This is a genomic window from Flavobacterium sp. KS-LB2 (genome assembly GCF_036895565.1).
Taxonomy (GTDB): domain Bacteria; phylum Bacteroidota; class Bacteroidia; order Flavobacteriales; family Flavobacteriaceae; genus Flavobacterium.
Genome location: NZ_CP145904.1, coordinates 3,366,189 through 3,391,492, shown reverse-complemented (window position 1 = coordinate 3,391,492; position 25,304 = coordinate 3,366,189). Strand labels below are relative to the sequence as shown.

General features: G+C 34.4%; 23 protein-coding genes. 9 read left to right on the top strand and 14 right to left on the bottom strand.

The features are described from left to right. Positions 1-64 precede the first annotated feature (64 nt). The 3 genes from V5J73_RS14570 to V5J73_RS14560 all read left to right on the top strand — a co-directional run bounded on the left by V5J73_RS14570 (position 65) and on the right by V5J73_RS14560 (position 4,288). Positions 65-913: a class I SAM-dependent methyltransferase gene (locus tag V5J73_RS14570; RefSeq protein ID WP_338646713.1), complete on the top strand. Its 849-nt coding sequence runs from the start codon at positions 65-67 to the stop codon at positions 911-913. A gap of 244 nt (positions 914-1,157) precedes the next feature. Beyond that, the gene (locus V5J73_RS14565) at positions 1,158-1,724 is read left to right on the top strand and encodes an OmpH family outer membrane protein (protein ID WP_091166481.1); all 567 of its coding nucleotides are present in this window, start codon (positions 1,158-1,160) and stop codon (positions 1,722-1,724) included. Between the two features lie 296 nt (positions 1,725-2,020). Continuing rightward, positions 2,021-4,288, top strand: coding sequence for a helix-turn-helix domain-containing protein (locus tag V5J73_RS14560; protein WP_338646712.1), 2,268 nt, complete (start codon positions 2,021-2,023; stop codon positions 4,286-4,288). Between the two features lie 58 nt (positions 4,289-4,346). Here the strand turns inward: V5J73_RS14560 and V5J73_RS14555 are convergent, their stop codons facing one another. Then, complete coding sequence (locus V5J73_RS14555) at positions 4,347-5,291, bottom strand: HU domain-containing protein (RefSeq protein WP_338646711.1); 945 nt, start codon at positions 5,289-5,291, stop codon at positions 4,347-4,349. Between the two features lie 102 nt (positions 5,292-5,393). Between V5J73_RS14555 and dprA the strand changes: the two genes are divergently transcribed. Next, complete coding sequence (dprA, locus tag V5J73_RS14550; protein ID WP_338646710.1) at positions 5,394-6,494, top strand: DNA-processing protein DprA; 1,101 nt, start codon at positions 5,394-5,396, stop codon at positions 6,492-6,494. A gap of 82 nt (positions 6,495-6,576) precedes the next feature. Here dprA and V5J73_RS14545 read toward each other — a convergent pair whose 3' ends face one another. From V5J73_RS14545 to trpS, 3 genes are all read right to left on the bottom strand, one after another. Then, positions 6,577-7,194 (bottom strand): hypothetical protein, encoded by a 618-nt coding sequence (locus V5J73_RS14545; protein WP_338646709.1) that lies wholly within the window; start codon positions 7,192-7,194, stop codon positions 6,577-6,579. 11 nt (positions 7,195-7,205) lie between these two features. Then, positions 7,206-8,840 (bottom strand): hypothetical protein, encoded by a 1,635-nt coding sequence (locus V5J73_RS14540; protein ID WP_338646707.1) that lies wholly within the window; start codon positions 8,838-8,840, stop codon positions 7,206-7,208. Between the two features lie 342 nt (positions 8,841-9,182). Further along, a complete protein-coding gene (gene trpS / locus V5J73_RS14535; protein ID WP_338646705.1) occupies positions 9,183-10,157 on the bottom strand; it encodes a tryptophan--tRNA ligase in 975 nt (324 codons plus the stop codon). 137 nt (positions 10,158-10,294) lie between these two features. On the opposite strand from trpS, the gene V5J73_RS14530 reads away from it, so the two are divergent. After that, positions 10,295-11,056, top strand: coding sequence for a lysophospholipid acyltransferase family protein (locus tag V5J73_RS14530; protein WP_338646704.1), 762 nt, complete (start codon positions 10,295-10,297; stop codon positions 11,054-11,056). On the opposite strand, the gene V5J73_RS14525 is transcribed toward V5J73_RS14530, so the two are convergent. From V5J73_RS14525 to V5J73_RS14495, 7 genes are all read right to left on the bottom strand, one after another. Beyond that, the gene (locus V5J73_RS14525) at positions 11,040-12,485 is read right to left on the bottom strand and encodes a hypothetical protein (protein WP_338646702.1); all 1,446 of its coding nucleotides are present in this window, start codon (positions 12,483-12,485) and stop codon (positions 11,040-11,042) included. The genes V5J73_RS14530 and V5J73_RS14525 overlap by 17 nt on opposite strands. After that, a complete protein-coding gene (locus V5J73_RS14520; protein WP_338648633.1) occupies positions 12,482-13,024 on the bottom strand; it encodes an RNA polymerase sigma factor in 543 nt (180 codons plus the stop codon). The genes V5J73_RS14525 and V5J73_RS14520 overlap by 4 nt, the downstream gene beginning before the upstream one ends. A 14-nt stretch (positions 13,025-13,038) precedes the next feature. Then, positions 13,039-13,449 carry a hypothetical protein gene (locus tag V5J73_RS14515; RefSeq protein WP_338646701.1) on the bottom strand — a complete coding sequence of 137 codons (411 nt, stop codon included), beginning with the start codon at positions 13,447-13,449 and terminating at the stop codon, positions 13,039-13,041. Positions 13,450-13,583: 134 nt separating this feature from the next. Beyond that, positions 13,584-14,591, bottom strand: a complete 1,008-nt coding sequence (recA, locus tag V5J73_RS14510; RefSeq protein WP_338648632.1) for a recombinase RecA — start codon at positions 14,589-14,591, stop codon at positions 13,584-13,586. 188 nt (positions 14,592-14,779) lie between these two features. Further along, on the bottom strand, positions 14,780-15,289 hold the full coding sequence (locus tag V5J73_RS14505; RefSeq protein ID WP_338646700.1) for an acyl-CoA thioesterase: 510 nt from the start codon (positions 15,287-15,289) through the stop codon (positions 14,780-14,782). Positions 15,290-15,338: 49 nt separating this feature from the next. Further along, the gene (locus V5J73_RS14500) at positions 15,339-15,722 is read right to left on the bottom strand and encodes a DoxX family membrane protein (RefSeq protein WP_338646699.1); all 384 of its coding nucleotides are present in this window, start codon (positions 15,720-15,722) and stop codon (positions 15,339-15,341) included. Between the two features lie 4 nt (positions 15,723-15,726). Beyond that, the gene (locus V5J73_RS14495; protein WP_338646698.1) at positions 15,727-16,875 is read right to left on the bottom strand and encodes a DNA polymerase III subunit; all 1,149 of its coding nucleotides are present in this window, start codon (positions 16,873-16,875) and stop codon (positions 15,727-15,729) included. Positions 16,876-17,160: 285 nt separating this feature from the next. Here V5J73_RS14495 and V5J73_RS14490 point away from each other — a divergent pair, with 285 nt between their 5' ends. From V5J73_RS14490 to V5J73_RS14475, 4 genes are all read left to right on the top strand, one after another. Beyond that, the gene (locus tag V5J73_RS14490; RefSeq protein WP_338646697.1) at positions 17,161-18,348 is read left to right on the top strand and encodes a phosphoglycerate kinase; all 1,188 of its coding nucleotides are present in this window, start codon (positions 17,161-17,163) and stop codon (positions 18,346-18,348) included. A gap of 301 nt (positions 18,349-18,649) precedes the next feature. Further along, complete coding sequence (locus V5J73_RS14485) at positions 18,650-20,710, top strand: LysM peptidoglycan-binding domain-containing protein (protein WP_338646696.1); 2,061 nt, start codon at positions 18,650-18,652, stop codon at positions 20,708-20,710. Positions 20,711-20,757: 47 nt separating this feature from the next. Beyond that, the gene (locus V5J73_RS14480; protein ID WP_338646694.1) at positions 20,758-21,735 is read left to right on the top strand and encodes a DUF4837 family protein; all 978 of its coding nucleotides are present in this window, start codon (positions 20,758-20,760) and stop codon (positions 21,733-21,735) included. Between the two features lie 46 nt (positions 21,736-21,781). Beyond that, on the top strand, positions 21,782-22,228 hold the full coding sequence (locus V5J73_RS14475; protein WP_338646692.1) for a GNAT family N-acetyltransferase: 447 nt from the start codon (positions 21,782-21,784) through the stop codon (positions 22,226-22,228). Here the strand turns inward: V5J73_RS14475 and V5J73_RS14470 are convergent, their stop codons facing one another. From V5J73_RS14470 to rnpA, 3 genes are all read right to left on the bottom strand, one after another. Beyond that, positions 22,229-23,035, bottom strand: coding sequence for an OmpA family protein (locus V5J73_RS14470; protein ID WP_338646691.1), 807 nt, complete (start codon positions 23,033-23,035; stop codon positions 22,229-22,231). It abuts the gene before it with no gap. Then, the gene (locus V5J73_RS14465; RefSeq protein WP_338646690.1) at positions 23,035-24,669 is read right to left on the bottom strand and encodes a S41 family peptidase; all 1,635 of its coding nucleotides are present in this window, start codon (positions 24,667-24,669) and stop codon (positions 23,035-23,037) included. Before V5J73_RS14465 ends, V5J73_RS14470 begins: the two co-directional genes overlap by 1 nt. A 107-nt stretch (positions 24,670-24,776) precedes the next feature. Then, positions 24,777-25,187, bottom strand: coding sequence for a ribonuclease P protein component (gene rnpA / locus V5J73_RS14460; RefSeq protein WP_338646689.1), 411 nt, complete (start codon positions 25,185-25,187; stop codon positions 24,777-24,779). Between the last annotated feature and the right edge of the window lie 117 nt (positions 25,188-25,304).

Sequence of the window (25,304 nt, the reverse complement as noted above, 5' to 3'; positions counted from 1 at the left end):
GAAAGTATCCTTTGGTGTTTTCAGGGTTTAGTTTAAAATTAAAATATAAAAGCACTATTAATTAATGGACATTTCAAAACAACAGCCTTTTTTAACCGTTAAAGATTATTCTGTTTCTCAGGAAATTTTCGATTTGTATCATGATGATAAATTGGACATGCTGATTACGACTCCGCAACCCAGTTTAGAAAATTTAGGAAAGTATTACGAAAGCGTGGATTATATTTCGCACACGGATAGTAAAAGATCTTTGTTTGAAAAAGCATATCATTTTGTAAAAACCATTGCGCTTAAAAACAAATTGAATTTAATCAATTCATTGCAATCCAATAAAGGAAGCATTTTAGACATTGGTGCCGGAACAGGAGATTTTTTATCTGTGGCCAAAGAAAACGGTTGGCATACGATAGGAGTGGAGCCAAGCGAAAAAGCAAAAGCGATTGCAAAAAAGAAAGGTGTTTCATTTGTTGGGGAAACCAGCGAATTAGACAATCATTCTTTTGATGTGATTTCGATGTGGCATGTTTTGGAACACGTTCCAAATTTGGAAAACCAAATTAAAGAATTGAAACGATTATTAAAACCTAACGGAACTTTAATTATTGCTGTTCCAAATTTCAAATCTTTCGATGCAAAACATTACGGAAAGTTTTGGGCCGCTTATGATGTGCCAATTCATTTTTGGCATTTTTCTAAAACGACAATAAAAATGCTTTTCGAAAAAGAAGAAATGAAATTGGTAAAAGTACTTCCTATGAAATTCGACTCTTTTTACGTGAGCTTACTTTCTGAAAAATACAAAACCGGTAAAATGAATTATGCAAAAGCCTTTTTCATCGGTTTGCAGTCGAATTGGAAAGCGAAGAAGAATTTCGAGTATTCTTCACACATTTATATCCTAAAAAACAACTAAAAATCATTTTAAGTGTATTTAAGCGCATTTTTTGGCTAAATCGAGGGTTATCGTTGAATTTTAAAACTAATTCTCTTAATTAAAAGATATGAAGTCCGTTTTTAATAGTCATAAATTATACATTCATTAATCATAATAATAAAATCCTATATCATAAAAAAGTAGCATTTTTTAAACTTTATGTCAATGCTATCTATTTTTTTATATTTTTGTCACCAATACTCAAAACTAGAAATTTATCAAAATGAAAAAAGCATTATTAATTATCGCGTTATCAATTTCAATTGTTGCTTGTAACAAACCAGCCGAAGCAGCTAAAGAAGTAAAAACAGCTTACGTAGACACTTCTGAATTAATGAAAGAATATACAGAGGCAAAAGACCTTGAAGCAAAATATAAAACAAAAGCAGAAGAAAAAGGAAGACAACTAGAAGCTGAAATTGCAAGATTCAAGCAAGAAGCAGCAAGTTTTCAAGCGCAGGCACAAGCTAATGGTCAAGCATGGGCACAACAAAAAGGAGCTGAATTGCAAAAGAAAGAACAACAATTAAGCTACGCACAACAAGCATTGTCTCAAGAATTGCAAGTTGAAAGCGGAAAAGAAATGGATTCATTAGTAAGCGGAGTAAAAAAATTCATCAAAGCGTACGGAAAAGAAAAAGGATATGCTTACATCTACGGAACTGGTGATGCAGCTTCAATTTTATACGCTGAAGACAAATTTGATATCACTAAAGAAATCATCAAAGGCCTGAACGATAAATACAAAGCACCTGCAAAAACAGAAGAAAAAGCAGAAGCTAAAAAATAATTTTTTTATATTAATTCAAAAAATTGCCTTCGTCTAGCTTTAGATTGAAGGCATTTTTTTTGAAGCTATTTCCCGCTATACGCTGTAATCTCTCGTTTAGGAAGTGTTTTTTCTAACCATAAAAGGAGCTTCCGTTGGTCGCTCTTTTCCGGCTAGAAAATAGTCACTTACTAAATTTCGAGGATTTTCGCTGCTATCGGGGCTAAAAACAGTTGAATTTTAATCCTAAAATGTTTTCAGAAAATTAAAATAGTATTCCTAATTTTCAATACTTTAGCTTTATATATACACGCCTAATGCAAACCATTTCAGAAGCCGCCGCTTACACTTTACGATTCATCAATCAAACGCATCGATCCGTTTTCCTTACAGGGAAAGCAGGGACGGGAAAAACCACACTTTTACGGGAAATTATCCAAACCACGCACAAGAATACTGTTGTTGTGGCGCCAACGGGAATTGCCGCTTTAAATGCGGGCGGTGTTACGATTCACTCGATGTTTCAGTTGCCGTTTGGAGGATTTATTCCGGATAATTCATCGCCTCAATTTTCTGAAAGCACCAAGTTTGAAACCAAAGCTACGTTGCGTAGGCATTTCAAAATGAGTGGTTTAAAGAAATCGGTGATTCGAAATATGGAATTGTTGATTATAGATGAAGTCAGTATGCTTCGAGCTGATTTATTGGACGCTATGGATTATATGATGCAAACGGTACGCAAGAAAAATACTGCTTTTGGTGGCGTTCAGGTCTTGTATATTGGCGATTTATTGCAATTGCCACCGGTAATCAGGGACGAAGAATGGCGTACGCTGAAAACCTATTACAAAGGAAAATTCTTTTTCCATTCGCATGTCGTGCAGCAACATCCGCCTTTATACATTGAATTGTCTAAGATTTTTCGTCAAACCGATGATACCTTTATTTCGGTTTTGAATAATCTGCGCAACAACCAGATTTCCCAGCAAGACATTCAAACGTTAAACCAATACGTAAAACCTGATTTTGATTTAAAAGCAAACAAAGGATACATCACATTAACTACGCACAACAACAAAGCCGATTCCATGAATGCTCAGGCTTTGGAAGATCTTGAAGGGAAATTAGTGACCTATAAAACCGTTATCACTGGAGATTTTCCGGATAAAATATTCCCCGTGGAACAAGAGCTGAAGTTAAAAGTGGGCGCGCAAATCATGTTTGTAAAAAACGATTTGTCGTTTGACAAGCATTATTTCAACGGAAAAATGGGAGTTATAAAATCATTGGGAAGCCAAGAAATCCTAGTTCATTTCCCAGAAGAAAACAAAACTATAGAAGTTGAAAAATACGAATGGCAAAACATTCGCTACAAAGTAGATCAAACTACTAAGGAAATTGAAGAAGAAGTTTTGGGTACTTTTGTGCATTATCCCATCAAATTAGCATGGGCCATTACAGTGCATAAAAGCCAAGGTTTGACATTTGACAGAGCCGCGCTTGATGTTTCGCAAGTTTTTCTGCCGGGACAAGCTTATGTCGCATTGTCGCGTTTGCGCTCGTTAGAAGGGCTTATTTTGCTTTCTCCGCTGCGTATGAATGGCATTTCAAACGATCAGGATGTGATGGATTATTCGTTGAACAAAGCTTCGGATTCATTTTTAGCCAATGCATTACATTTTGAAACCAAGAATTTCATTCATAACTATTTGATAAACACGTTCGATTGGAATGATTTGGCTCAAGAATGGCGCAATCACCGATTCAGTTACAACGAAAATTCGGAAGTTTCAGGAAAATCCAAACATGCGGTTTGGGCAAAAAAGCAAGCGGAACAAGTAGATCAGCTTTTGGATCCATCCCAAAAATTCATTGCGCAATTGAACAAGCTTTTTGCTCCTGAAACAGTTGATTTGAATCATGTTTCGGAACGCATTCAAGCGGCTTTTAGTTATTTCTTAAAACCAATGGACGACTTGGTTTTTGAAATTCTTTGGAAAATCGAAGAAGTAAAACGCATCAAAAAAGCAAAAATGTTTTATGATGAATTAATCGTGCTGGAAGAACTGCAAACCAAAGCTGTGTTGCGCTTAATGAAGGCCAAATTATTGATAGAAACCGTTGTGGCGGGCGAAACCATTTCGAAAGAGAAATTGACATCTTCAGAAATAAAAAAATACATCAGCCGTAAAACGGAAGCCATACAAAATCAGTTTAAAGAACTAAACATTACTTTAATTGATGACGAAAAAGATGCGGAACGCTACACTTCGAAAAAAGCAAAAACAACTGTACTAAAGAAATCTACCGTTCAGGAAACCTACGAATTGTGGGTCGAAAAGAAATCTATTGATGACATTGCGACCATTAGAGTGTTGACCAAACAAACCATTTATTCGCATTTCGTCAAGTTGATACAAACCAAAGCAGTAGCCATTTCAGAAGTTTTGCCCGAGGATAAACTACAGGATTTAGCAACCGCTTTTGCAGGATACCGAGAAGAATCACTCAATGCCTTGATGGAACAACACGGACAAAAATTTTCTTGGGAAGAGGCGAGGATGTACAAAGCGAGTTTGAATTAAAAACAGAATGTGTTAAAACTAAAAAACCCTATTCGGTAAGAATAGGGTTTTTTAGTTTTTATAGTGATTGAATTAATATCCAAGCTTCTGGATTGTGCTTTTCATTGATTTCTTTTTTTGCTTTTTCAGCTTCGGCAAAAGTAGCGTAGCTTCCGTATAACACTGGAAAATAACCGTTTTTGTTAGGAGCGATTCGTTTAGCATCATATCCTAAACGCGTTAAAATGCGCAAGGTTTTGTTGGCATTTTTTTCTTCTCGGTACACGCCTGCCATAATGTGATACGGCATTTTTATCTCTTTATCGGATTTTACCGAAAGTGTAACAGCAGGAACCGGACTTTCGATGAAGAAAGTAGCTTGCTGAATTTTATTTTGAACTTGTTTTTGAACTGCAGTTTCAACAAGCATTGTTTCTGAGGCAATTTGGTTTTGATACATTGGATAACCAATACTTCCTACAAGTCCCAATCCTAATACAAAAATAGCGGCATATTTTAAATATGGATTTGCTGTTCTTGTTTCAGGAACCATTGTTATGGTAGCTTTTTCTTCAATTGCTGCTACTTCTTTTTCAAAGATTTCTCTTTTTACAAGAGGCGAAACAAATGGAGCCAAACCAAAAGAACTAGTTAAATAATTCGTTTGATCGTAAGGTGTGAAAACGATATTTTTATCTGCATTCAAGCGAAGATCACCTACATTTTTTATTGAAATAAGTTCGTTTTCTTCAAATGCTTTTTTCCAATTAAATACCTCGTATTGAATTTTACTTACGGCATATTCATAAGAAGTTTTCTCCGCTAAAGCGATATGATTGGCTAATAAACCATCATTGTTTTTTAGATTAGCATTGAAAGCGATCATTTTTTTGGGAGGAGAAAATGAATTTGTACTTTCGTTTAGTTTAGCCGATTGAATTTCGGTCAAAAAAGCTCCGAAACCAGGAACGGTAACACATTGATAACGGTATAAAAGCTGCGCGATGTATAGTTCGATTTTCATACTTACAAAGTTATACAACCAAAATAGTTATCAAAATTTTATTCACAATTTTTATTAACAATCCGCATAAAAATTTATACATTTCACTCTCAAACAATTAGCATGAAAGAGCAGGATTTATTTTATTTATTGGCATTGCAAAGAATAGAAGGCGTAGGCGACATCATGGCCAAAAAACTGATTACCCATTTTGGAACTGCAGAAGCGGTTTTTAATACAAAGGCTTCGCAACTCGCTGCTATTGATGGAGTAGGATCTGTTTTGATGAAAAATTTAAAGGACAAATCGGTTTTCGAAAAAGCAACTCAAGAACTGGAGTTTATAAAAGCAAATGAAATAAATGCAGTTTATTTTCAGGATGAAGACTATCCGGAACGGTTGAAACATTGTATTGATGGACCACTTTTATTATTCACATCTGGAAATATCAATTTAAAAAACAGAAGAATAATCAGTATTGTAGGAACGCGCCAAATTACCTCGTATGGAACGGAATTTTGTAGAAAACTGATCGAAGATTTAGCTCCACTGGATCCTATAATTGTCAGTGGTTTTGCCTATGGCGTTGATATTGTCGCACACCAATTGGCAATGGAACATAATTTACAGACGATAGGAGTTGTAGCGCATGGGTTGAACCAAATTTACCCGAAAACCCATAAAAAATATGTATCGAAAGTCGAGCAGAACGGTGGTTTTATGACCGAGTTTTGGAGTTCCTCGAATCCCGATAAAGAAAATTTCGTACGAAGAAACAGAATCGTTGCAGGAATGTCTGAAGCGACTATCGTAATTGAATCAGCGGATAGAGGCGGATCTTTAATCACGGCAAATTTGGCCAATGATTACAATCGAGATGTTTTTGCCGTTCCGGGACGTGTTACGGATAAATACAGCCAGGGTTGCAACAACCTGATAAAAACCCAAAAAGCAAATGTCTTGACGAGTGCTGCGGATTTGATCTATATTTTGAATTGGGATATTCAGAAGGAATCCAAACCCGTACAGAAACAATTGTTTGTAAGCTTAGATGATGATGAGCAAAAAGTATACGATTACCTCCTTAAAACAGGAAAAGAACTGATGGATATTATTGCTTTGCGCTGTGATTTTCCTATTTATAAAATCTCTGGAATGCTATTGAATATGGAATTGAAAGGCGTGATACGACCTCTGCCGGGGAAATTGTTTGAGGCGATATAAAAAAAGCAGTTCCTAAATACGGAAACTGCTTTTTCGTAGGTTCAAACATTTAAATTTAACGAGAAAATATCAATTTTTTTTTTTAGTTTATAATATTATGGTTCGACCCTTGGTGTGTCACAATCCATTTGCATTTAATTTTTTTCATTATAACAATAATTGTATTTGTCCCTGCCATATGTGATTTATGTACCGTAAAAACAACATATTTGTTATTTTGGTAATAAATAGGTTCGGAAAAACCATACACGTCAATGTCTATTCCATTATATTTCTCAAAAATAAGCTCTATCCCTTTATCTCTATTCATACTTTCTAAAACAACTTTTTTATACCTAAAATCATCTTTCGTCCAGTAATCGTCATTACACCACCAAATTCTCTTACCTGGAACACATCTGTTTTTGTATTCTTTCTTCATCATTTCGAAGTCTTTCTTTTTGTATAACGTAGTGTCACTTTTCCAATTTCCTGCTGGATCAACAATCAATATTTCGTTTAATCCAAATATATTTAAAGTCTCATTGGAATTAATTTTTTCTTTAGCAACAAACACATCTTGGGTTGAATCTTTTACAATTGTTTCAAAATAGTCGTTAAGCGCTTTGTATTTTTCATTTGTTGATTGTGCAAACAACATATTTGAAAAATTTGTTATGGATAATAAAATAATGACGGTGTAAATAAAGTAGTTTTTCATCGTTTCAAAGTTTAATTACATGGTTTTCCCACTGGTGTTTGTGCATTTGGAGTTCCATCTCCAACAGAATGACCAGTAGATTCTGCGTTGTATCTATTTGTAATTCTAATTCTTTCGGCACTTCCTGGAGGAAATGTAGCATTAAATACTGGAGCATCTCTTAAACCACCCCAAGCTAAATCTTTGTAAACTTGATATGGCACAGTATAATTTGCATCATATTCTTGCAATGCCGATGCCATAGCATCTACATATTTATCAGCCATTTCTTTGTGTTGTGCATCGCTCGGATTAGGATATGTTTTTTTTACATATGCCTCAAATAATTCAGGAAAATCGGCCATTGGAGCATTGGTAGGGTAGTTGTAATTATAATCGTCTACGATGCTCAAAAAGTACGCATGTATCACCTCGTGTACCAATGCTGTGGCTTTAAATAATTTTGTGCCATCTGTAGAGCTAGTTCTATCAACTCTAATTACATAATTATTTTTGGAAATTCGTTGAGTCTCTGCATAAGTAGCTGCTGGCTCCATGACCATATTTACGGTATATATACTGCTTGCTCCCAATTTCTTCAGCACATTAACTATATCGGAATTTGTTGTATTTTTGAGTTGTTGCATAACCTCTTTTGGGCAAGGGTCAAGTTTACTATCATCAATTTGATCTTCTATAACTTCAGCCAAAAGTTGATCGGTTGCAGGCACTCCTTCCCAACTTCCCGTTTCTGATTCATAAGTAAAAATAAATCCTTCACCATAAGCTTTTTGTTGGTCTTGAGGCCAATCAAAAATCAAGTAAGGACGTGATTCAGGAACTGACTTCACTACAACTTCAGGTAGGCTGATTAGAATGATTTTCCAAATGTTATCTATAAACTGAAACCTAACGTGTTCGCCTTCTGGCGAGAAGTAATCGTATGTGTCGTTCGTATTGGGCGAATTCGGAAAACTGGGCCCGCCTCCTGTCCCGCCTGAGCTAGAACCACCACCGCTTCCGCCACCACAATCATTTGTTGTTTTATACGCCATTTCTTCACAAGGAGTGCAGGTGGTATACACGTATTGACTGGTTTGTGTACCATTAGAATAGTATGTTACCCAATACCAATCAGTACAACCATTGGTTTTTCCGATTTTATTTTTGGTGCTTTTTAGGCTTAAAGTCCCGTTTTCTGTAAGAATCCCACTTTCAAATTGATCTGTAAGTAGTTTGTTTTGATATGGACTGTAAAACGATATAAGGCCAGAATACTGATTTTTATCTTTATTATGATCTAAAATGGAAAGAATCATTTTATTATAATCTTTATCATTAAAAGAGGTTTTATCGCTAAAAGTAACAATTCTGGATCGAATAATTTTATTTTCAATCAGGAAGAAAAGGGTCTTGATTTTGTTTGAAGTTTCTACTCCATTTAAAGATTTTACGTCAACAATTAGTACTTTTTGAGTAGATTTTAAATCATAAATTTTTAGAGTATTCATGTCAATTGCAGCGGACAATTCTTCAATTTTATTTAACTGTTTTTTAGTAGCATTTAATTTGAGTTCTTCCAAATAACGAACTGTTTCATCTTTATAAATAGCATTTATTTGATCTTCTTCTCTAACTACATCTTCCTCTGCTTGGCAATTGCTCAACGTTATTGTTAGAACAAAAAGAAGTAGAAATTTGCTAATGTAGCTTTTTGCTTTTTGGTTTTTGGTTTTTGGTTTTTGGTTTTTGGTTTTTGGTTTGTTTCATAGTTTGATTCGTAAAGTTAAGACTATTTATCCTAATAGCTGTTTACAAACATAGGAAGTGTTTATTGTAATGGAAATACCCACTTTTAGTGATATTTAAAAAAATTCCCTTTCCAGACCATTGAACTAAAAAGGGATTGCTATAAACGTGATTTGATTTAAACAGATAAGTCATGTAAGTTTTCTAAAAGTTTTAAAGGTAAAAAATCTTACATGACTTAAAGTTTTAAAAATGGATTGTTACACTTCAAATCCTAATTTTTCTCTTACTCTTGCCAGCACTCCATTCGCAACAGCAGCTGCTTTTTGAGCACCAATCTTTAAAAGTGCATCAACTTCAGTAAGATTATTGATGTAGTAATTGTATTTCTCTCTTTCGGTTTTGAAAGTTTCTGTAATCAATTCAAACAAGGCTTGTTTGGCGTGACCGTAACCGTAATTTCCGCCAAGGTAATTGGCTTTCATCGCTGCGATTTGTTCTTCATTTGCCAATAAGGAATAAATAGCAAAAGCATTGCACGTATCTGGATTTTTAGGATCTTCCAGCGGCGTGCTGTCGGTTTCAATGCTCATCACTTGTTTGCGTAAGGACTTATCATCCAGGAATATGTTGATAATATTATTGGCTGATTTACTCATTTTTCCGCCATTGGTTCCCGGAATCAACATGCTGTCTTCCTGAATTTTGGCTTCGGGAAGTACGAACGTTTCTCCCATTTGGTGGTTGAAACGGGATGCTACATCACGTGTGATTTCAAGGTGTTGCAATTGGTCTTTTCCTACTGGAACAAACTCTGCATCGTATAATAAAATATCGGCAGCCATTAACATTGGATACGAAAACAAACCAGCGTTTACATCTTCGAGTCTATCGGCTTTGTCTTTGAAAGAGTGTGCTAATGTCAAGCGTTGAAAAGGAAAAAAACAACTTAAATACCAGGATAATTCCGCTGTTTGAGGCACGTCAGATTGTCTGTAGAAAACTACTTTGTCTACATTCAAACCACACGCCAACCAAGCTGCAGCGGTACTGTAGGTATTGGTTCGTAAGGTTTCGCCGTTTTTTATTTGTGTTATTGAATGTAAATCGGCAATGAAAAGAAAGGATTCGTTTTCAGGTTTATTTGATAAAGCTATTGCGGGAATGATTGCGCCAAGTAAGTTTCCTAAATGTGGTGTTCCTGTACTTTGAACGCCTGTAAGTATTTTTGCCATTATTTCTTTTTTCTTAACCGCAAAGTTCGCAAAGATTTTCGCAAAGTTTGCAACGATTGTAAAGTTTTTCTAATACTTAGCTTTCCAAAGCAAATTCTTTTATTATTATTCGCCTACGATTTCTTACTTTTGAACTTATGAGAGGATTAAAAATTATTTTTTGGGTATTGTGGCGCATTTGGTTTTATATTTTGATGGCCATTCCCATATTGGTGATGTTTCCTTTTCTGGTATTGTCTATTTTGACGGAAAGCGGTTATCCTTATTTTTTTAAGATGGCTCGTATTTGGGCAAAATTCATTCTTTTCGGGATGGGATTTTATTATAAAATAGATAAAAGCCAAGAAATGGAATACCAAAAAAGTTATATGATTGTTGCCAATCACACTTCCATGGCCGATATTATGCTGATGCTCGCCTTGACTAGAAATCCGTTTGTTTTTGTGGGTAAAAAAGAGCTTTCAAAAATTCCTTTGTTTGGATTTTTCTACAAAAGAACCTGTATTTTGGTAGACAGAAGTTCTTCAAAAAGCAGAATGGAAGTCTTTAATCGTGCTCAAAAAAGAATCAATCAAGGGCTTAGTATCTGTATTTTTCCAGAAGGCGGTGTTCCGGATGATGAATCTATTTTGTTAGATACTTTCAAAGACGGTGCTTTTCGCTTGGCGATAGAACACGAAATTCCTATTGTTCCCATTACTTTTGCTGATAACAAGAAGAGATTTTCGTATACTTTTTTCAGCGGAAGCCCGGGAATTATGCGTGTAAAAATGCATTCACACATAGAAACTTTAGGAAAAACCGGCGTTGACCGAAAAGAAATTCGGGATGAAGTACGAGAGATAATATACAATCAACTAGTAGCTTTCGACTCAGATCCAATTAAAAGCTATAGCTAATACCAGAATACAATCCGATAAATAGCGGTTTAAAGTCGCCCGAGTTGTTTGAAAATGTATTCAATTGATATTTTACCATTGGTTCCACATTAATTTGGAATGATTTTATAATCTGGTACTTAAATCCTAAACCCACATTAGTACTGAAATGAACTTGATTCAAGTTTTTTGCTTCGCCTAATTTCACATTGGTTTCAGATGAAACTAACGATATTTTATTCTGGCTGAGAAACAAAGTACTTACACCTCCAATAACGTTAATTCCGAATTTTTTATCCAAAACAGCATAGGAAACTTCCAAAGGAACTTCATAATAGCCCATTTTTTGATTGATGGCGCCTGTATTGGTTTTTTGTAGGTCTTTTTCGAAAGTGATTAAGCCGTTCAGAGCGGTTTGGTTTTTAATCTCAATTAATGCATTTGAAGAATAATTAATATTTGCCAGATTATTATTTGCCAAACCAGTTGAGTAGACTACGTTATTTGTGTTGTATCCTAACGAGAGCTTGTTTATTCCGCTTCGTAAGGCTACTTTTTTAGAAACAGCATAATTTACCCCAACACCAAAACTTAAGCTGTTATCGCCTGTTTTTTGATTTTCTGAAAATTGAGGGTCAATGGCAGAACCGCCTGAATTCGAATTCAGATATACAGCTGCGATATTTGGCGTAATTTGCCACTTGTTTTTTTGATTGAGAACTACAGCCTCTTTTTCTTCTCCTTTTTTCTTTTTAAGAATTTCTTCTAATTCATTTGGAGTTTCAGCAGGACTTGAAGGCTCTTTTTTAGTGTCTATTGCTACAATTTTAGCGTTTTCATTCTCTTTTAAATTGCTTTTTTCCAGTGATTGATTTTGTCGAATGTTCTCAAACGGATTATAGTTTTTTGTGTTGTTTTTTTCAGCAGTAACAACCGTAGCGTTTTGGTTGCCATTATTTGCTGATGTTTGTTTTAGCGGTGAATTATTTTTTTGGAAATAAACAACAGAACCGTTTTGATTCTTCTCTTTGTTCGAATTGATTTTAAATCTATCAGAAGATATAATTTCTTTTTCATCTGTTTTTCCTGTTTTAATTTTGTTAACTACAACCTGAGGAATTGTTTTCAATTCTAAAGGATTTTGCTCTTTTTTTGTTTTATCAAGACTAGAATCCTTTCCATCAAACGAGTTTTTTAAATTTTTCGTGTCTATAACCACGCCGTTTTTTAATTCAACTTCGTTGTTTATAAAGGTATTCAACAGAAAAAAACCTAAAAGGAAAGCAGCAGCAATCCCTGAAGATTTTATCCAAAATGGAATTACTTTTCGGTCTTCCTCTTTCTCTTTTAAAGAGGCGTGAATATTTATCCAAACCTGTTCACTGGGCTCTGATTCAAAGTCTTTGAATCGCTCTTGAAACAATCGGTCTATATTTTTTTTGTCGTTCATTTTGCCAATGAATTTATTTTAATTTTTGTGTGATGATCAATTTTTTCTTTTAAAATCGCTCTGGCTCTTGCAAGATTTGACTTTGTGGTCCCAGTAGTAATTTTTAGCATTTCGGAAACTTCTTTATGAGAATATCCATCAAGTACATAAAGGCTAAAAACTAATCGGTACTGGTCTGGAAGTTCTTGAATGATTTGCATTAGGTATTCGATTGAAATATTTTCGTCTTCAATTTCGACTTCTTCCTCAGGAATATTGTCGTTTATGACCTCCATATATCTGACACCTCTAAATTTTTGAAGGGCATTGTTAATAATTATTCTCTTTGCCCACCCTTCAAAAGAGCCTTTGAAATTATACTGTTCAATTTTGTCAAAAATGATTAAAAACCCATCCTGTAGATTGTCTTCGGCATCTGCATAATCACTTGAATATTTTAAACACACCCCAAAGAATTTTTTAGAAAACAATTGATACAATTGCTCTTGTGCCTTAGGGCAGTTTTTTTTACATTGATTAATTATTTGATCTAATACCACAGTTTTTCCGGTCATTAATTAATCACTGGAATTTCAACTTCTTCAAATATATTTTGTCCATTAGCGTCCTCCCCTTTATAGAATTTAAAGATGTAGGAACCGGTATTGGTTACATAAAAATTAAAAGAAACTTCAGTTGGTTCAGCAGTTAACGGCTTGCAATTTGCATTTTCAAAAACTGTAGTTTGTATACCAATTGTTCTCACGTTTAAATTTTTATCGTAATAAATTCCTTGAAAAGAGTGGCAATCCGTAGGTTTTTTGTATTTCAATTTTATCTCATAGGTTTGTCCTAAAGTGAAAGATTGAGGTAATGTGTAACTGTCTATAGGAAGTACTTCATAGCTGTAATTGGGTTGATTGTCGTCAATACTACAACCCGCCAAGCTCAATAAAAACAGGGTGAGTAAAACAATTTTTTTCATCTTTAATCATTTAAAAGTTAATACTATTCCGTTATGTTAATAGTTTTTTAACGGTTTTCTTAATAGATGAAGTTTTCAAAAAAGGTTGCGTCACAAATAAAAAAAAACCGAGAATTCTCGGTTTTTTTAGTTTTTTATGCTTCTGCTAATTCTTTTATTTTAGCTTTTATTTTTTCTTCTAATTCATCTGCTAATTCCGGATTGTCTTTTATCAAAGACTTAACAGCATCACGACCTTGTCCTAATTTAGTTTCACCATAACTGAACCAAGATCCCGCTTTTTTGATGATTTCAAATTCTACGGCAAGATCTAAAATCTCTCCAGTTTTTGAAACCCCTTCACCGTACATGATGTCAAATTCTGCAATTTTAAAAGGCGGAGCAACTTTGTTTTTCACCACTTTAACTTTAGTTCTGTTTCCAAGTACGTTATCGCCATCTTTAATTTGAGTAGACCGACGAATATCTAAACGAACCGAAGCGTAAAACTTCAATGCATTTCCTCCAGTTGTAGTTTCTGGATTTCCAAACATAACGCCAATTTTTTCTCTTAATTGGTTGATAAAGAAAACAGTACAATTTGTTTTGCTAATCGTTCCTGTTAGTTTACGCAATGCCTGAGACATCAAACGAGCGTGAAGACCCATTTTAGAATCTCCCATTTCTCCTTCAATTTCACTTTTTGGAGTCAAAGCAGCAACCGAGTCAATTACTACAATATCTATTGCTCCTGAACGAATTAAGTTCTCGGCAATTTCTAATGCTTGTTCTCCGTTGTCTGGTTGCGATATGATCAAGTTTTCGATATCTACGCCTAATTTCTCTGCATAATTTCTATCAAAAGCGTGTTCGGCATCAATAAAAGCCGCAATTCCACCCGCTTTTTGCGCTTCGGCAATCGCATGAAGTGTTAAAGTTGTTTTTCCAGAAGATTCTGGACCGTATATTTCAATAATTCTACCTTTTGGATATCCACCAACGCCTAAGGCTAAATCGATTCCTAAAGATCCTGATGAGATAGTTTCCACTTCTTCAATGGCTTTATCTCCCATTTTCATCACCGTTCCTTTTCCGTACGTTTTGTCTAGCTTGTCAAGCGTAAGTTGTAGCGCTTTTAATTTTGATTCTTTTTCTGTACTCATCTTCTCTTTTACCTTTTCTTTCATCTATTTGTATTATTTTATATCTCTAAGAAACTGACAGGATGACTAATAATCCTGAAAATTTCAATTGTGTAAGAACATTTGTTTTCGTAAAAATACTTCTTTTTTTAATTAAAAATTTCTCTTTCAAGAATATTTTAAATTAAAAATATCATGGGAAATTATGGCTACATGAACAACGCTTTTAATTCGGTTGCGTCATGTGGATTCATTTTTCCGGCCAAAACCAAACTAAGTTGCTTGCGACGCAATGCGGCTTCAAAACGTTGTTTTTCTAGCTCAGTTTCTGGAACTATTTGGGGCACTTCAACGGGTCTGCCGGTATCATCCACTGCCACAAAAGTGTAAATGGCTTCATTGGCTTTGGTTTTATTACCAGATTCTCTATCCTCTACCCAGATGTCTATGTATATTTCCATCGAACTTTTGAAAGCTCGGGAAACTTTGGCTTCGACCGTAACCACGCTTCCTAAAGGTATTGCCCTGTTAAATGCAACGTGATTTACGGAAGCTGTTACTACAATTCTACGAGAATGTCTTCTTGCTGCTATGCTGGCCGCACGATCCATACGGGCTAATAATTCACCACCAAAAAGATTGTTCAAAGGATTGGTCTCACTTGGTAAAACTAAATCAGTTAGTGTCGTCAAGGATTCAGAAGGATTTTTTGGAGTCATATTTTTTATGTAAAAAGGAAATTGTTGTTTTTAAATAATAATCTATTTTTTAGTTTAACCAATAAACCGCTAATATCGCAGGGATAAAATAGATAACTATGGTTCTTGCGCCATCATAATCTTTGGCCAATCGTTGTCCGAAAAGCAACATCAATAAAGTGATACAAGAGAAAACAGCTCCGTAAAAACCGAATATTCTACCATTATTGATGAATAGTTCAATACAACCCACCACACATAGAATACCGGAGATTAATTCTAATATTAAAATGTTAAGCAAGGCTAATGGCACTTGGTTTTTTAAAGGCGTTTTAGCAAAGTGGCCTTTTAACCAGTCCACATTGTCTTTCCAATAAAACAGTTTGTCATACCCAGATTGTAGGAATGTAATGGCCAGAAAAATTAAAATTAAAATCGAAGTAATGTTGTTCATTTTCTTATTTTTTATGAATTAAACGGGTGAGCTTTATAGATAAATCGGTTAAAATAATTTTTGCGTTTCCATTGCGTTCAATGTGATACATAGCATCCGAAAGTTCTTTGAAAATAGCATTGATGTTGTTGCCATTCACGAAAGGGGCAAAATTCTCCAATTTGAATTTTTCTACTTTTGGCTCCATGTAAACCAAGCTTTCCGTTTGGTAATTGAGCAACAAGGCTTGACGGAACATATCAATACAAAAATGCAAAAACTTCTTTTGGGTTTCTCTCCCTAAACCAGCAATTTGTTCGCTCCATTGAATCAAATCTTGAATTGCAGCGGCATTTCCTTTGGCTCTAAAAGCCGCACGAACCCAATCTACAAACCATTTTTCAAAAAAAACGGATTCGCTATCTGGTTGTAATAATTGCAATGCTTTGTTATAATTTCCTTGTGCTTGATGTGCTATTTTTAAAGCTTCTTTAGGCTCCGTATTTTCTCTTGAAACTAAGGCTTCTGCAATAATAGTCTCGCTTAATCCGTTAAAATGCAGTACTTGACATCGAGAGCGAATGGTTTGGATAATATCTTCTTCATTTTCTGAAATCAGGATAAAAACCGTTCTGTCTGTAGGTTCTTCGAGTAATTTTAATAATTTATTGGAAGCGGCAATGTTCAATTTATCGGCCATCCAAATGATCATTACTTTGTAGCCGCCTTCGTAGGATTTCAACGCAAGTGATTTCAAAATTTCCTGGGCATCATCGACCCTAATTTCTCCTTGTTTGTTTTTTACACCTAACATTTGGTACCAATCAAACAAACTTCCGTACGGATTTTGAGTTAAAAATTCTCTCCATTCCGCGATAAAATCGATACTTTTTGGTTTCGTTTTTACATCTTCGGTACTTACGGTTGGATAAATAAAATGTAAATCAGGATGCGAAGTTTTCTGGAATTTGATGTTACAAGCTTCGTTAGAACTCGAGTTCTCTGCGTTTTGATTGCTGCAAATAATGTATTGCGCATACGCAATTGCCATAGGTAAAGTACCGCTTCCTTCAGGACCAACAAACAGTTGTGCATGTGGAATTCTACCCAAATCAGCACTTCTTGTCAAATGACTTTTAATGTGTTCTTGTCCTAAAATTTGTGAAAATTGCATGAAGCAAAGATAGCAGAAAATGGTTTAGTCTAAAATTTTAGGATGCAAAGTTTCCTTTTTGGTAGGATTACTAAAAAGAGTAGAAGAGGTCTTTTATTTTTAAATTTGATTTGTCTTTAATTTGAAATAAAATACACATAAAGCATTAAAAAGCAACATTATTTATTGATTTACATCGATTTCGTTGCTTAAAATTTAGTTTAGATGCTTTTTCCTAATTTATTAATAATTTAAAAGTTCTATATTTGTTCTTATTTGACGAAAAATAAACTAAAAAACAGACTAATGAAAACTTTAAACGATTTTGACTTTGCCTCTAAAAAAGCAATAATACGTGTTGATTTTAATGTGCCTTTGGACGAAAATTTCAATGTAACAGATGCCACTCGTATTGAAGCGGCAAAACCGACTATTGAAGCTATTCTTGCTCAAGGCGGAAGCGTAATTTTGATGTCACATTTAGGCAGACCAAAAGGTGTTGAAGAAAAATATTCATTGAAACATATCTTGAAAACAACTTCAGAAGTGCTTGGAGTGCCAGTTCAGTTCGCTTCAAACTGTGTTGGTTCAGAGGCTAAAAGTGCTGCTGAAAAATTACAAGCTGGAGAAGTTTTATTATTAGAAAATCTACGTTTTCATGACGAAGAAGAAGCTGGAGATGTTGCTTTTGCAAAAGAATTAGCGTCACTTGGTGACATTTATGTAAATGATGCTTTTGGAACAGCACATAGAGCGCACGCTTCAACGACAATTATAGCTCAGTTTTTCCCAACAGAGAAATGTTTCGGGTTATTATTGGCTAAAGAAATTGAAAGCTTGAATAAAGTTTTGAAAAACAGTGAAAAACCGGTGACAGCAGTTCTTGGTGGCTCTAAAGTGTCTTCAAAAATTACAGTTATCGAAAATATTTTAGATAAAGTAGACCACATGATTATTGGTGGCGGAATGACATTTACTTTCGTGAAAGCATTAGGAGGTAAAATTGGAGATTCTATTTGTGAAGATGACAAACAAGAATTGGCATTGGAAATCTTAAGATTGGCTAAGGAAAAAGGAGTTCAAATTCACATTCCTGTTGATGTTGTTGCGGCAGATGATTTTTCGAATACTGCAAATACTCAAATTGTGGATGTAAAAGAAATTCCTGATGGATGGCAAGGATTGGATGCTGGACCAAAATCTTTGGAAAACTTCAAAAAAGTAATTATGGAATCTAAAACAATCCTTTGGAACGGACCGTTGGGTGTGTTTGAAATGGAAAGTTTTGCTAACGGAACAATCGCTTTGGGTAACTTCATCGCTGAATCTACTGCAAATGGAGCGTTTTCACTTGTAGGTGGAGGAGATTCAGTAGCAGCGGTAAAACAATTTGGTCTAGAAAATAAAATGAGTTATGTATCAACAGGTGGTGGCGCTATGCTTGAAATGCTTGAAGGGAGAACATTGCCTGGAATAGCTGCCATTTTGGATTAATACTTATAGTATTGCTAAACAATTATAAACCGATTTAATTTGTTATTTCAAGTTATAAATTGGTACCAAAATTCCATGAAAACCTTAGCGATAGGATATACCGCTAAGGTTTTTTTGATTTAAATTTAAACTATTGATTTTTTAAAGCGTTTTTTACCTCCAAAACCACTGAAAATTCTTTACAAATGATTGGAATATTGCATTTTTAACAATATTTATAGAAATTTTTAGTTTAAACCTATTAAGTTTGTAAAAACAAGCTTTGTAATCATTTGAAATATAGGTCTTTGATCGTAAAAATATGAATATAAAAAATACCACCTTATCGTTTTTTCTACTAGCATCCGTACATTTATTTTCGCAAGAAACAGTTGTGAATAAAGACGTTGTAAAGGTAGAAACAAAATTATCCTACTTAGATTCTATTAAAAAAACCTTCATAAAAGATGACTTAGCATCTTGTGTTGACAGTTTGTGGATGAAAGAATTAACAAACCTAGATCTATACAACAACCTATCGGATGATATTAAGAACATTAATATGGATCAAATAGTAGATTATGAATTGCCTACGGCTCTTTTGAAAGAAAGATTAGCAGCAATGGATGCTAAATCTCCTTTCAATATCGAATATAATCAAGGTCTGGAAAACATCATTAAATCATTTCTAAAAAACAGAAAGAAATCTTTTGAACGCTTGATGGGTACTTCAGAATATTATTTTCCTCTTTTTGAAGAAGCTTTAGCCAAACAAAATGTTCCATTGGAGATAAAATATTTGGCTATTGTAGAATCGGCTTTGAATCCAAAAGCAGTTTCTAAAATGGGTGCCACAGGACTTTGGCAGTTTATGTATCAAACTGGAAAACAATATGGTTTGAAAATAGATTCGTATGTTGATGAACGAAGCGACCCCTTGAAAGCCAGTGAAGCTGCGGCGCAATACATGACAAATATGTACAAAATTTTTGGCGATTGGGATTTGGTTTTAGCGTCTTATAATTCTGGCCCGGGGAATGTTGCAAAAGCAATTAGACGGTCAGGAGGGCAACAAAATTATTGGAACATCAGAAAAAATCTTCCAAAAGAAACTCAAGGATATGTACCCGCTTTTCTTGCTACAATGTACATATATGAGTACCACAAAGAACACGGAATTGTTCCTAACAGGGCATCAGTAAAACATTTTGAGACTGATACGATTATGATCAAAAAGCAAATGACGTTCAAGCAAATATCTGATTTGTTAGATGTTCCGGTGGCGCAATTGCAGGTTTTAAATCCGTCCTATAAGCTAAATGTGATTCCGTTTTACCATGATCAAAATCATTATTTGAGATTACCACAAGATAAAATAGCTGTTTTTGCGTCTAATGAAGAGCAGATTTATGCCTACACTCAATATGAATTAAACAAACGAGAAAGGCCTTTCCAGATCGAAAAAGCAATGGCTGTAAAGGATACTGCTAATTATACGATTCAAAAGGTTACACTTCCCAAAGCAATGTATTATAAGGTAAAACGCGGAGATAATCTGAGTGCAATTGCTAGTAAATATGATGTGGCTGTTGCCGATATAAAAAAATGGAATAAACTGAAAGGCAATACTTTGGCGTATGGTAAAAGCTTAAAAATAGTGATTGGAACTGATGGGACAACAGTTAATAAAGAAGCTAAAATAGAGCCGTTACTTTCAAATAAAATATCAAGCAATCAAAGACTTGTGGCTTCTGAAGTAAAAATTAATAAAGAGGAGAAAACTAAAAAAACGCCACAATCAGAAATGCCAGTTTCTAATACAACGACACTTTATGTGGTTCAAAAAGGAGATAATTTAGGTAATATCGCTAAGAAATATGATGTTACCGTTGCCGAAATCCAAGAATGGAATCACCTTTCAAATGACAATGTACAAGTAGGAGCTTCATTGCAAGTTGCAAAAAAAGACTTAGATCGTAAAGAAGAATTAGCAGGAACTACAGAGCGAAAAGACATTGAATATGTGGTGGTACAAGGAGACAATTTAGGAAATATTGCTAAGAAATTTGGTGCTTCATTGACTGATTTAAAACAATGGAATAATTTACAGGATAATACAATTGGAATAGGAGCTACGTTAATAGTGGCCAAAGATGAAATTGCGATTAATACCAATAAAGCAACGGTAAGTTCTTTTAAGAAAAAATCAAATAGTCCTGAGTCTTCTAAGAAAGAAGCCTTTGATTATTATGTGAAAAAAGGAGATTCCTTGTATAGTATTTCTAAAAAATATCCAGGAGTAACCATTTCCGACTTAAAAAAATGGAACGGTATTCGCAGTGAAGAACTCAAGCCCGGAATGAAGTTAAAAATAAACGGATAATACGATAAACTTCTATAAATTTGGGTTTTATTTTATAATTGAATACAATGAATAAAGCCCATTTTTTATTTCTTCTGATTTCTTTGATGTTGTTTTCCTGTAAAAAGGAAAATGAATCTCTGCCGCGAAAAACTTCGGGGAAAATCAATACTATTTCGGTTATAATTGACGATCAGTTGTGGAATGGTGATGTAGGAGACAGCATTCGAAACAAGTTTGCATCTCCCGTAATTGGATTGCCGCAAGAAGAGCCACTGTTCAACATAAACCAATACCCAGTTAAGCTTTTGGAAGGTTTTATGACTGATACCAGAGCTATTATTGTGGTAAAGAAAGGCGAAATAAACAAATTTGAGATCGTTAAAGATCAATATGCATCGCCTCAGAATGTATTTCATATTTCCGGTAAAACAAGCGCCGACATTATAGCAAGCATTGAAAAAAATGCGCCCAAAATGATTCAATTAATCAAGGAGGCAGAAATAGCTGAAAGCCAGAAAATCAATAGTCAATCCCATCTTGACCCTGCCGTAATATCGAACAAATTTCACATCACATTACAAGTCCCTACCGGTTATGCTTATGTGCTACATAAAAGTAATTTTATGTGGTTAAAAAAGGAAATTATTGGCGGGAACACTAGTCTTTTAATTTATCAAGTTCCTTTAAATACGATAAAAAAAGAGGGTGATTTAATCATGAGTATTGTCAAAATGAGGGATTCTATTGGGAAATTATACATCAGTGGAACGGAACCTGATACGAATATGATTACCGAAGAGGCTTATGCGCCGTATCTTTCTAAGATTACTCTTGATGAAAAAGAAACTTTTGAAACCAAGGGGACTTGGGAATTAAACAATGATTTCATGTCGGGTCCTTTTATTAATTATGCCATTATCGACCCACAATACAATCGAATTCTGGTTTTAGAAGGATTTTGTTATGCACCATCTAAAGAAAAACGGGATCTTATGCATGAACTGGAATCGATTATAAAATCAGTAAATGTATTGAAAAGATAATTTTTATTTTCTTTTATTTGTACGATACAAAAAATAAAAAATAGGCATGATGTTACAATGGAAAATTAAGGCGTTTGACGCACTAACGGTTCACGAGCTATATGATTTATTACGATTAAGAAGTGAGATCTTCGTAGTGGAGCAAAATTGTGTTTATCTTGATCTTGATGGGAAAGATAAAGTGGCACTACACCTTATAGGTGAGTTTGATGGTAAAATTGTGGCACATTCTAGATTATTTAAACCAGGTATTAGTTTTAATTATGCTTCCATCGGTAGGGTAACCGTTGCTGCAGATTATCGCGATAAAAAATGGGGACATGATTTAATGCGAGAATCAATTGCTGGAATCGCATTGCATTTTGGCGAAAGCAAAATCACCATTGGAGCACAGTTGTATCTAAAAAAATTCTATGAAAGCCACGGATTTGTTCAAACCAGCGAAATGTATTTAGAAGATGATATTCCGCATATTGAAATGAAAAGAGAGTAATTAAGTTTTCACAATAAGAAACTCTACGCGGCGATCGAGTGCTTCTCCCAAACCCGTAGGAAATTTGTTTCCACATCCTATGTATTTCATTCTAAGGCTACTTATCCCTTTAGACATGAGGTATTTGTATACACTTTTGGCACGATTCGATGAAAGTTTTCTTTCGCCTGTGTCTTTGTCTATCGCATCGTTGTAATAGCTTGGAGTGCAACATACGTGTCCTTTAATCTCGAATTCTAAGTTTTTTTGTTGTTGAAGAATTTTTGAAATTTTGTCTAATTCCAGTTTGGATTGTTCCGTTAATTTACTGCTTCCCAATGGAAATAAGATGTTTACTAAGTACACGCGGTCTCCGACTTTGTGGTGGTCCTGAAAAGAGTTATAAATTCCTTTTCCGAAACTGTTTTTCTTAACGATGAATAAGTCTACACGCCTATTTTTAGAACGGGTTTCTGTTAAATCTTCGAACGCATCATTTTTTAAAATCACCCGACCTTTACCTTCGATAATAACAATTTTGTTTTTATTAAAGCCATTAGAGGTCAGGATATCTTGAACTGTTTTTACTCTATCATTTGATAATTTGTAGTTGTAATCATTATTACCTCTATCATCACAATACCCATAAATTTGTATAGATTCGACTTTTGTAGTATCTATTCTTTTTATAAAATCGACAATAGTTTGTATTTGGTGATTGTAAAGGTTGTATTTGTCGAATTCAAAATAAACGGTTTCTGCGGTTTTAATTTGAGCAGATAAATAACTAAAAAACAGCAAAAACAGCAGACTAAATAAGTTCTTCATTATATTTTTAAAATAGTCTTGTACACAGAGTTATTGTTCAAAATGTTTACTGCTTTCATAATTTCCGAATTGTTTTTTATGTAATATTGGTACAATCCTTCTTGGTATTGATAGCGTTTAATGATTTCATCTAATATTAAATTTTTAATTTCTTTTTGGTTTTTATCCAATAAAGCATTCTCACTTTTTTGAAGTGCAGTAAGTAATTGTTGGTATTCTACAAGGATGGATTCTTCTAGTTTTTCTTTTTTGGCTACAGCCAAAGTATTCTTCAAAGCGAGTTCTGTTTCAGTATCAAAAGAGAATTTTTGCACTTTTAAAAACTGTTTAAAATCCAGAAAATCAGCATCAGTAATGGTAGGGATACGATTCCCTAAATCGGGATTTTTATAATAATAACTCGTTACGTAATTAAAAATCCCGTCATTTTTTATCAAAGCATCCGTTATTGGACTTGATTTTGCTTCTTCCAGTTCCACGTCAGGCTGAATACCGCCACCATCATAAACCGTTCTTCCTTTTCGAGTTTTAAAGGCATTATAGTTTTTCTCCTCGGTTTTTAGAGCTTTTCCATTGGTGTCTTTTCGAGAATAATCCAGAGCTTGAATACACCTTCCGGAAGGCGTGTAATAGCGAGAAATAGTTACTTTCAATTGTGTTCCAAAGGTTAAATCTACCGGTCTTTGTACTAGTCCTTTTCCAAAACTACGGCTTCCTACCACCACCGCACGATCTAAATCCTGCAAGGCACCAGCCACAATTTCTGAGGCAGAAGCACTACGACCATTGACAAGAATAATCAAAGGAATTTCAGTGTCTACAGGATCTTTGGTTGTTTTGTACGTGCTGTTGTGTTTCTCAATTTTTGATTTTGTTGTAACAATAATTTCATTTTTAGGAACGAATAAATTACAAATATTCACTGCTTCATTCAAGAGTCCTCCTGGATTGTCTCTTACGTCTAATATGATGCGTTCAGCACCGTCTTTTTTTAATTGTTCCAATGCTTCTTTGGTTTCGAATGACGCTTTTTTGTTAAAATGAGACAAAACAATGTATCCGGTTTTGTCGTCTATTTTTGCAAAAAAGGGAACTGATTTAATTTCGACTTCGTCAAGAACAATTTGTGTAGTGCTTGTCTTTCCTTGTCGGATGTATTTGATGTCAATCTTAGTGTTTTTTGCGCCTTTAAGAAGCTGTGAAGCATCTTCTTTGAAGTCAGATAACAAAACATCTCCTATTTGAGTAATTTCGTCACCCGCTTTAAGACCTGCTTTATCCGCAGGGAAGTTTTTATAGGCTTCCTTAACGATTAATTTATCTTCTTTCCGAGTCAGTAAAGCACCTATTCCAGTATATTCTCCAGTGTTGTTAATCTTAAAACGTACCACGTCTTGCTCGTTGAAATAAACAGTATAAGGATCTAAACTGGCTAACATTCCTTTGATAGCCTTATCCATTAATTCTCCTGGATTTGTTTCATCAACATAATTTCGGTTCAATTCCTTGAAAAGAGTCGTGAATATCTCGATTTGCTTGGCGATTTCAAAAAAATCGTCTTTGAAACTAGCACCAATGAACAGAAATGCCGAAGCGACAACAGGGATTATGAATTTTTTTTTGAAGAAGTTCATAGGTTTAATTAACTAAATTTGAGGCCACTAAAATAAGAATAAATCACCAAATAATTGTGTAGGACTAAATCTAAACACAACTTTGTTTAATTGAATACGTCAAATTTTTAAATTTCAGAATTAGAATCACTTTCTGACTCTGGTTTTTTAATATTTTGAGCAATAAACTTCTCAAACAATTGAATGGTTTTAGTATTAATTTGCTCATATGTCAATCGGTCTTTCGTTTGGTAAAAAAACATAAAGGAATACGGTTGGTCCAGATTGTCAATCAATAGGTGTTTGTTCAGACGATAGGTTTCGCGCAACACTCGTTTGAAATAATTGCGGTCTACGGCTTTCTTAAAATTCTTTTTGGAAACCGAAACACCCATTTTTATTTTTTCTCCTTCGCTGAAAGAACCGGCTTTATACACCAATCGCAACGGATATTTAGATACTGATTTCCCTTCGGTAAACAATAATCCAATAGTTATTTTGCTTTTTAGCTTTTCGTTTTTTGGGTAAGTGAAGTTCATTTTAATAGAAAAAATTCTTAGATTTTGACTGGCAAAGTTACGATTAAACGTTGAGCCTGTATATTGTTTCGGATTTAAATACCGCTAAAAATATATTTCTTACTTTTGTGGCAAATT

Excerpts from the sequence above, each read along its gene's own strand:
- V5J73_RS14570 (WP_338646713.1), top strand. The coding sequence starts at position 65 with ATGGACATTTCAAAACAACAGCCTTTTTTAACCGTTAAAGATTATTCT.
- V5J73_RS14565 (WP_091166481.1), top strand. The coding sequence starts at position 1,158 with ATGAAAAAAGCATTATTAATTATCGCGTTATCAATTTCAATTGTTGCT.
- V5J73_RS14560 (WP_338646712.1), top strand. The coding sequence starts at position 2,021 with ATGCAAACCATTTCAGAAGCCGCCGCTTACACTTTACGATTCATCAAT.
- V5J73_RS14555 (WP_338646711.1), bottom strand. The coding sequence starts at position 5,291 with ATGAAAATCGAACTATACATCGCGCAGCTTTTATACCGTTATCAATGT.
- dprA (WP_338646710.1), top strand. The coding sequence starts at position 5,394 with ATGAAAGAGCAGGATTTATTTTATTTATTGGCATTGCAAAGAATAGAA.
- V5J73_RS14545 (WP_338646709.1), bottom strand. The coding sequence starts at position 7,194 with ATGAAAAACTACTTTATTTACACCGTCATTATTTTATTATCCATAACA.
- trpS (WP_338646705.1), bottom strand. The coding sequence starts at position 10,157 with ATGGCAAAAATACTTACAGGCGTTCAAAGTACAGGAACACCACATTTA.
- V5J73_RS14530 (WP_338646704.1), top strand. The coding sequence starts at position 10,295 with ATGAGAGGATTAAAAATTATTTTTTGGGTATTGTGGCGCATTTGGTTT.
- V5J73_RS14525 (WP_338646702.1), bottom strand. The coding sequence starts at position 12,485 with ATGAACGACAAAAAAAATATAGACCGATTGTTTCAAGAGCGATTCAAA.
- V5J73_RS14515 (WP_338646701.1), bottom strand. The coding sequence starts at position 13,449 with ATGAAAAAAATTGTTTTACTCACCCTGTTTTTATTGAGCTTGGCGGGT.
- recA (WP_338648632.1), bottom strand. The coding sequence starts at position 14,591 with ATGAGTACAGAAAAAGAATCAAAATTAAAAGCGCTACAACTTACGCTT.
- V5J73_RS14505 (WP_338646700.1), bottom strand. The coding sequence starts at position 15,289 with ATGACTCCAAAAAATCCTTCTGAATCCTTGACGACACTAACTGATTTA.
- V5J73_RS14500 (WP_338646699.1), bottom strand. The coding sequence starts at position 15,722 with ATGAACAACATTACTTCGATTTTAATTTTAATTTTTCTGGCCATTACA.
- V5J73_RS14495 (WP_338646698.1), bottom strand. The coding sequence starts at position 16,875 with ATGCAATTTTCACAAATTTTAGGACAAGAACACATTAAAAGTCATTTG.
- V5J73_RS14490 (WP_338646697.1), top strand. The coding sequence starts at position 17,161 with ATGAAAACTTTAAACGATTTTGACTTTGCCTCTAAAAAAGCAATAATA.
- V5J73_RS14485 (WP_338646696.1), top strand. The coding sequence starts at position 18,650 with ATGAATATAAAAAATACCACCTTATCGTTTTTTCTACTAGCATCCGTA.
- V5J73_RS14480 (WP_338646694.1), top strand. The coding sequence starts at position 20,758 with ATGAATAAAGCCCATTTTTTATTTCTTCTGATTTCTTTGATGTTGTTT.
- V5J73_RS14475 (WP_338646692.1), top strand. The coding sequence starts at position 21,782 with ATGATGTTACAATGGAAAATTAAGGCGTTTGACGCACTAACGGTTCAC.
- V5J73_RS14470 (WP_338646691.1), bottom strand. The coding sequence starts at position 23,035 with ATGAAGAACTTATTTAGTCTGCTGTTTTTGCTGTTTTTTAGTTATTTA.
- V5J73_RS14465 (WP_338646690.1), bottom strand. The coding sequence starts at position 24,669 with ATGAACTTCTTCAAAAAAAAATTCATAATCCCTGTTGTCGCTTCGGCA.
- rnpA (WP_338646689.1), bottom strand. The coding sequence starts at position 25,187 with ATGAACTTCACTTACCCAAAAAACGAAAAGCTAAAAAGCAAAATAACT.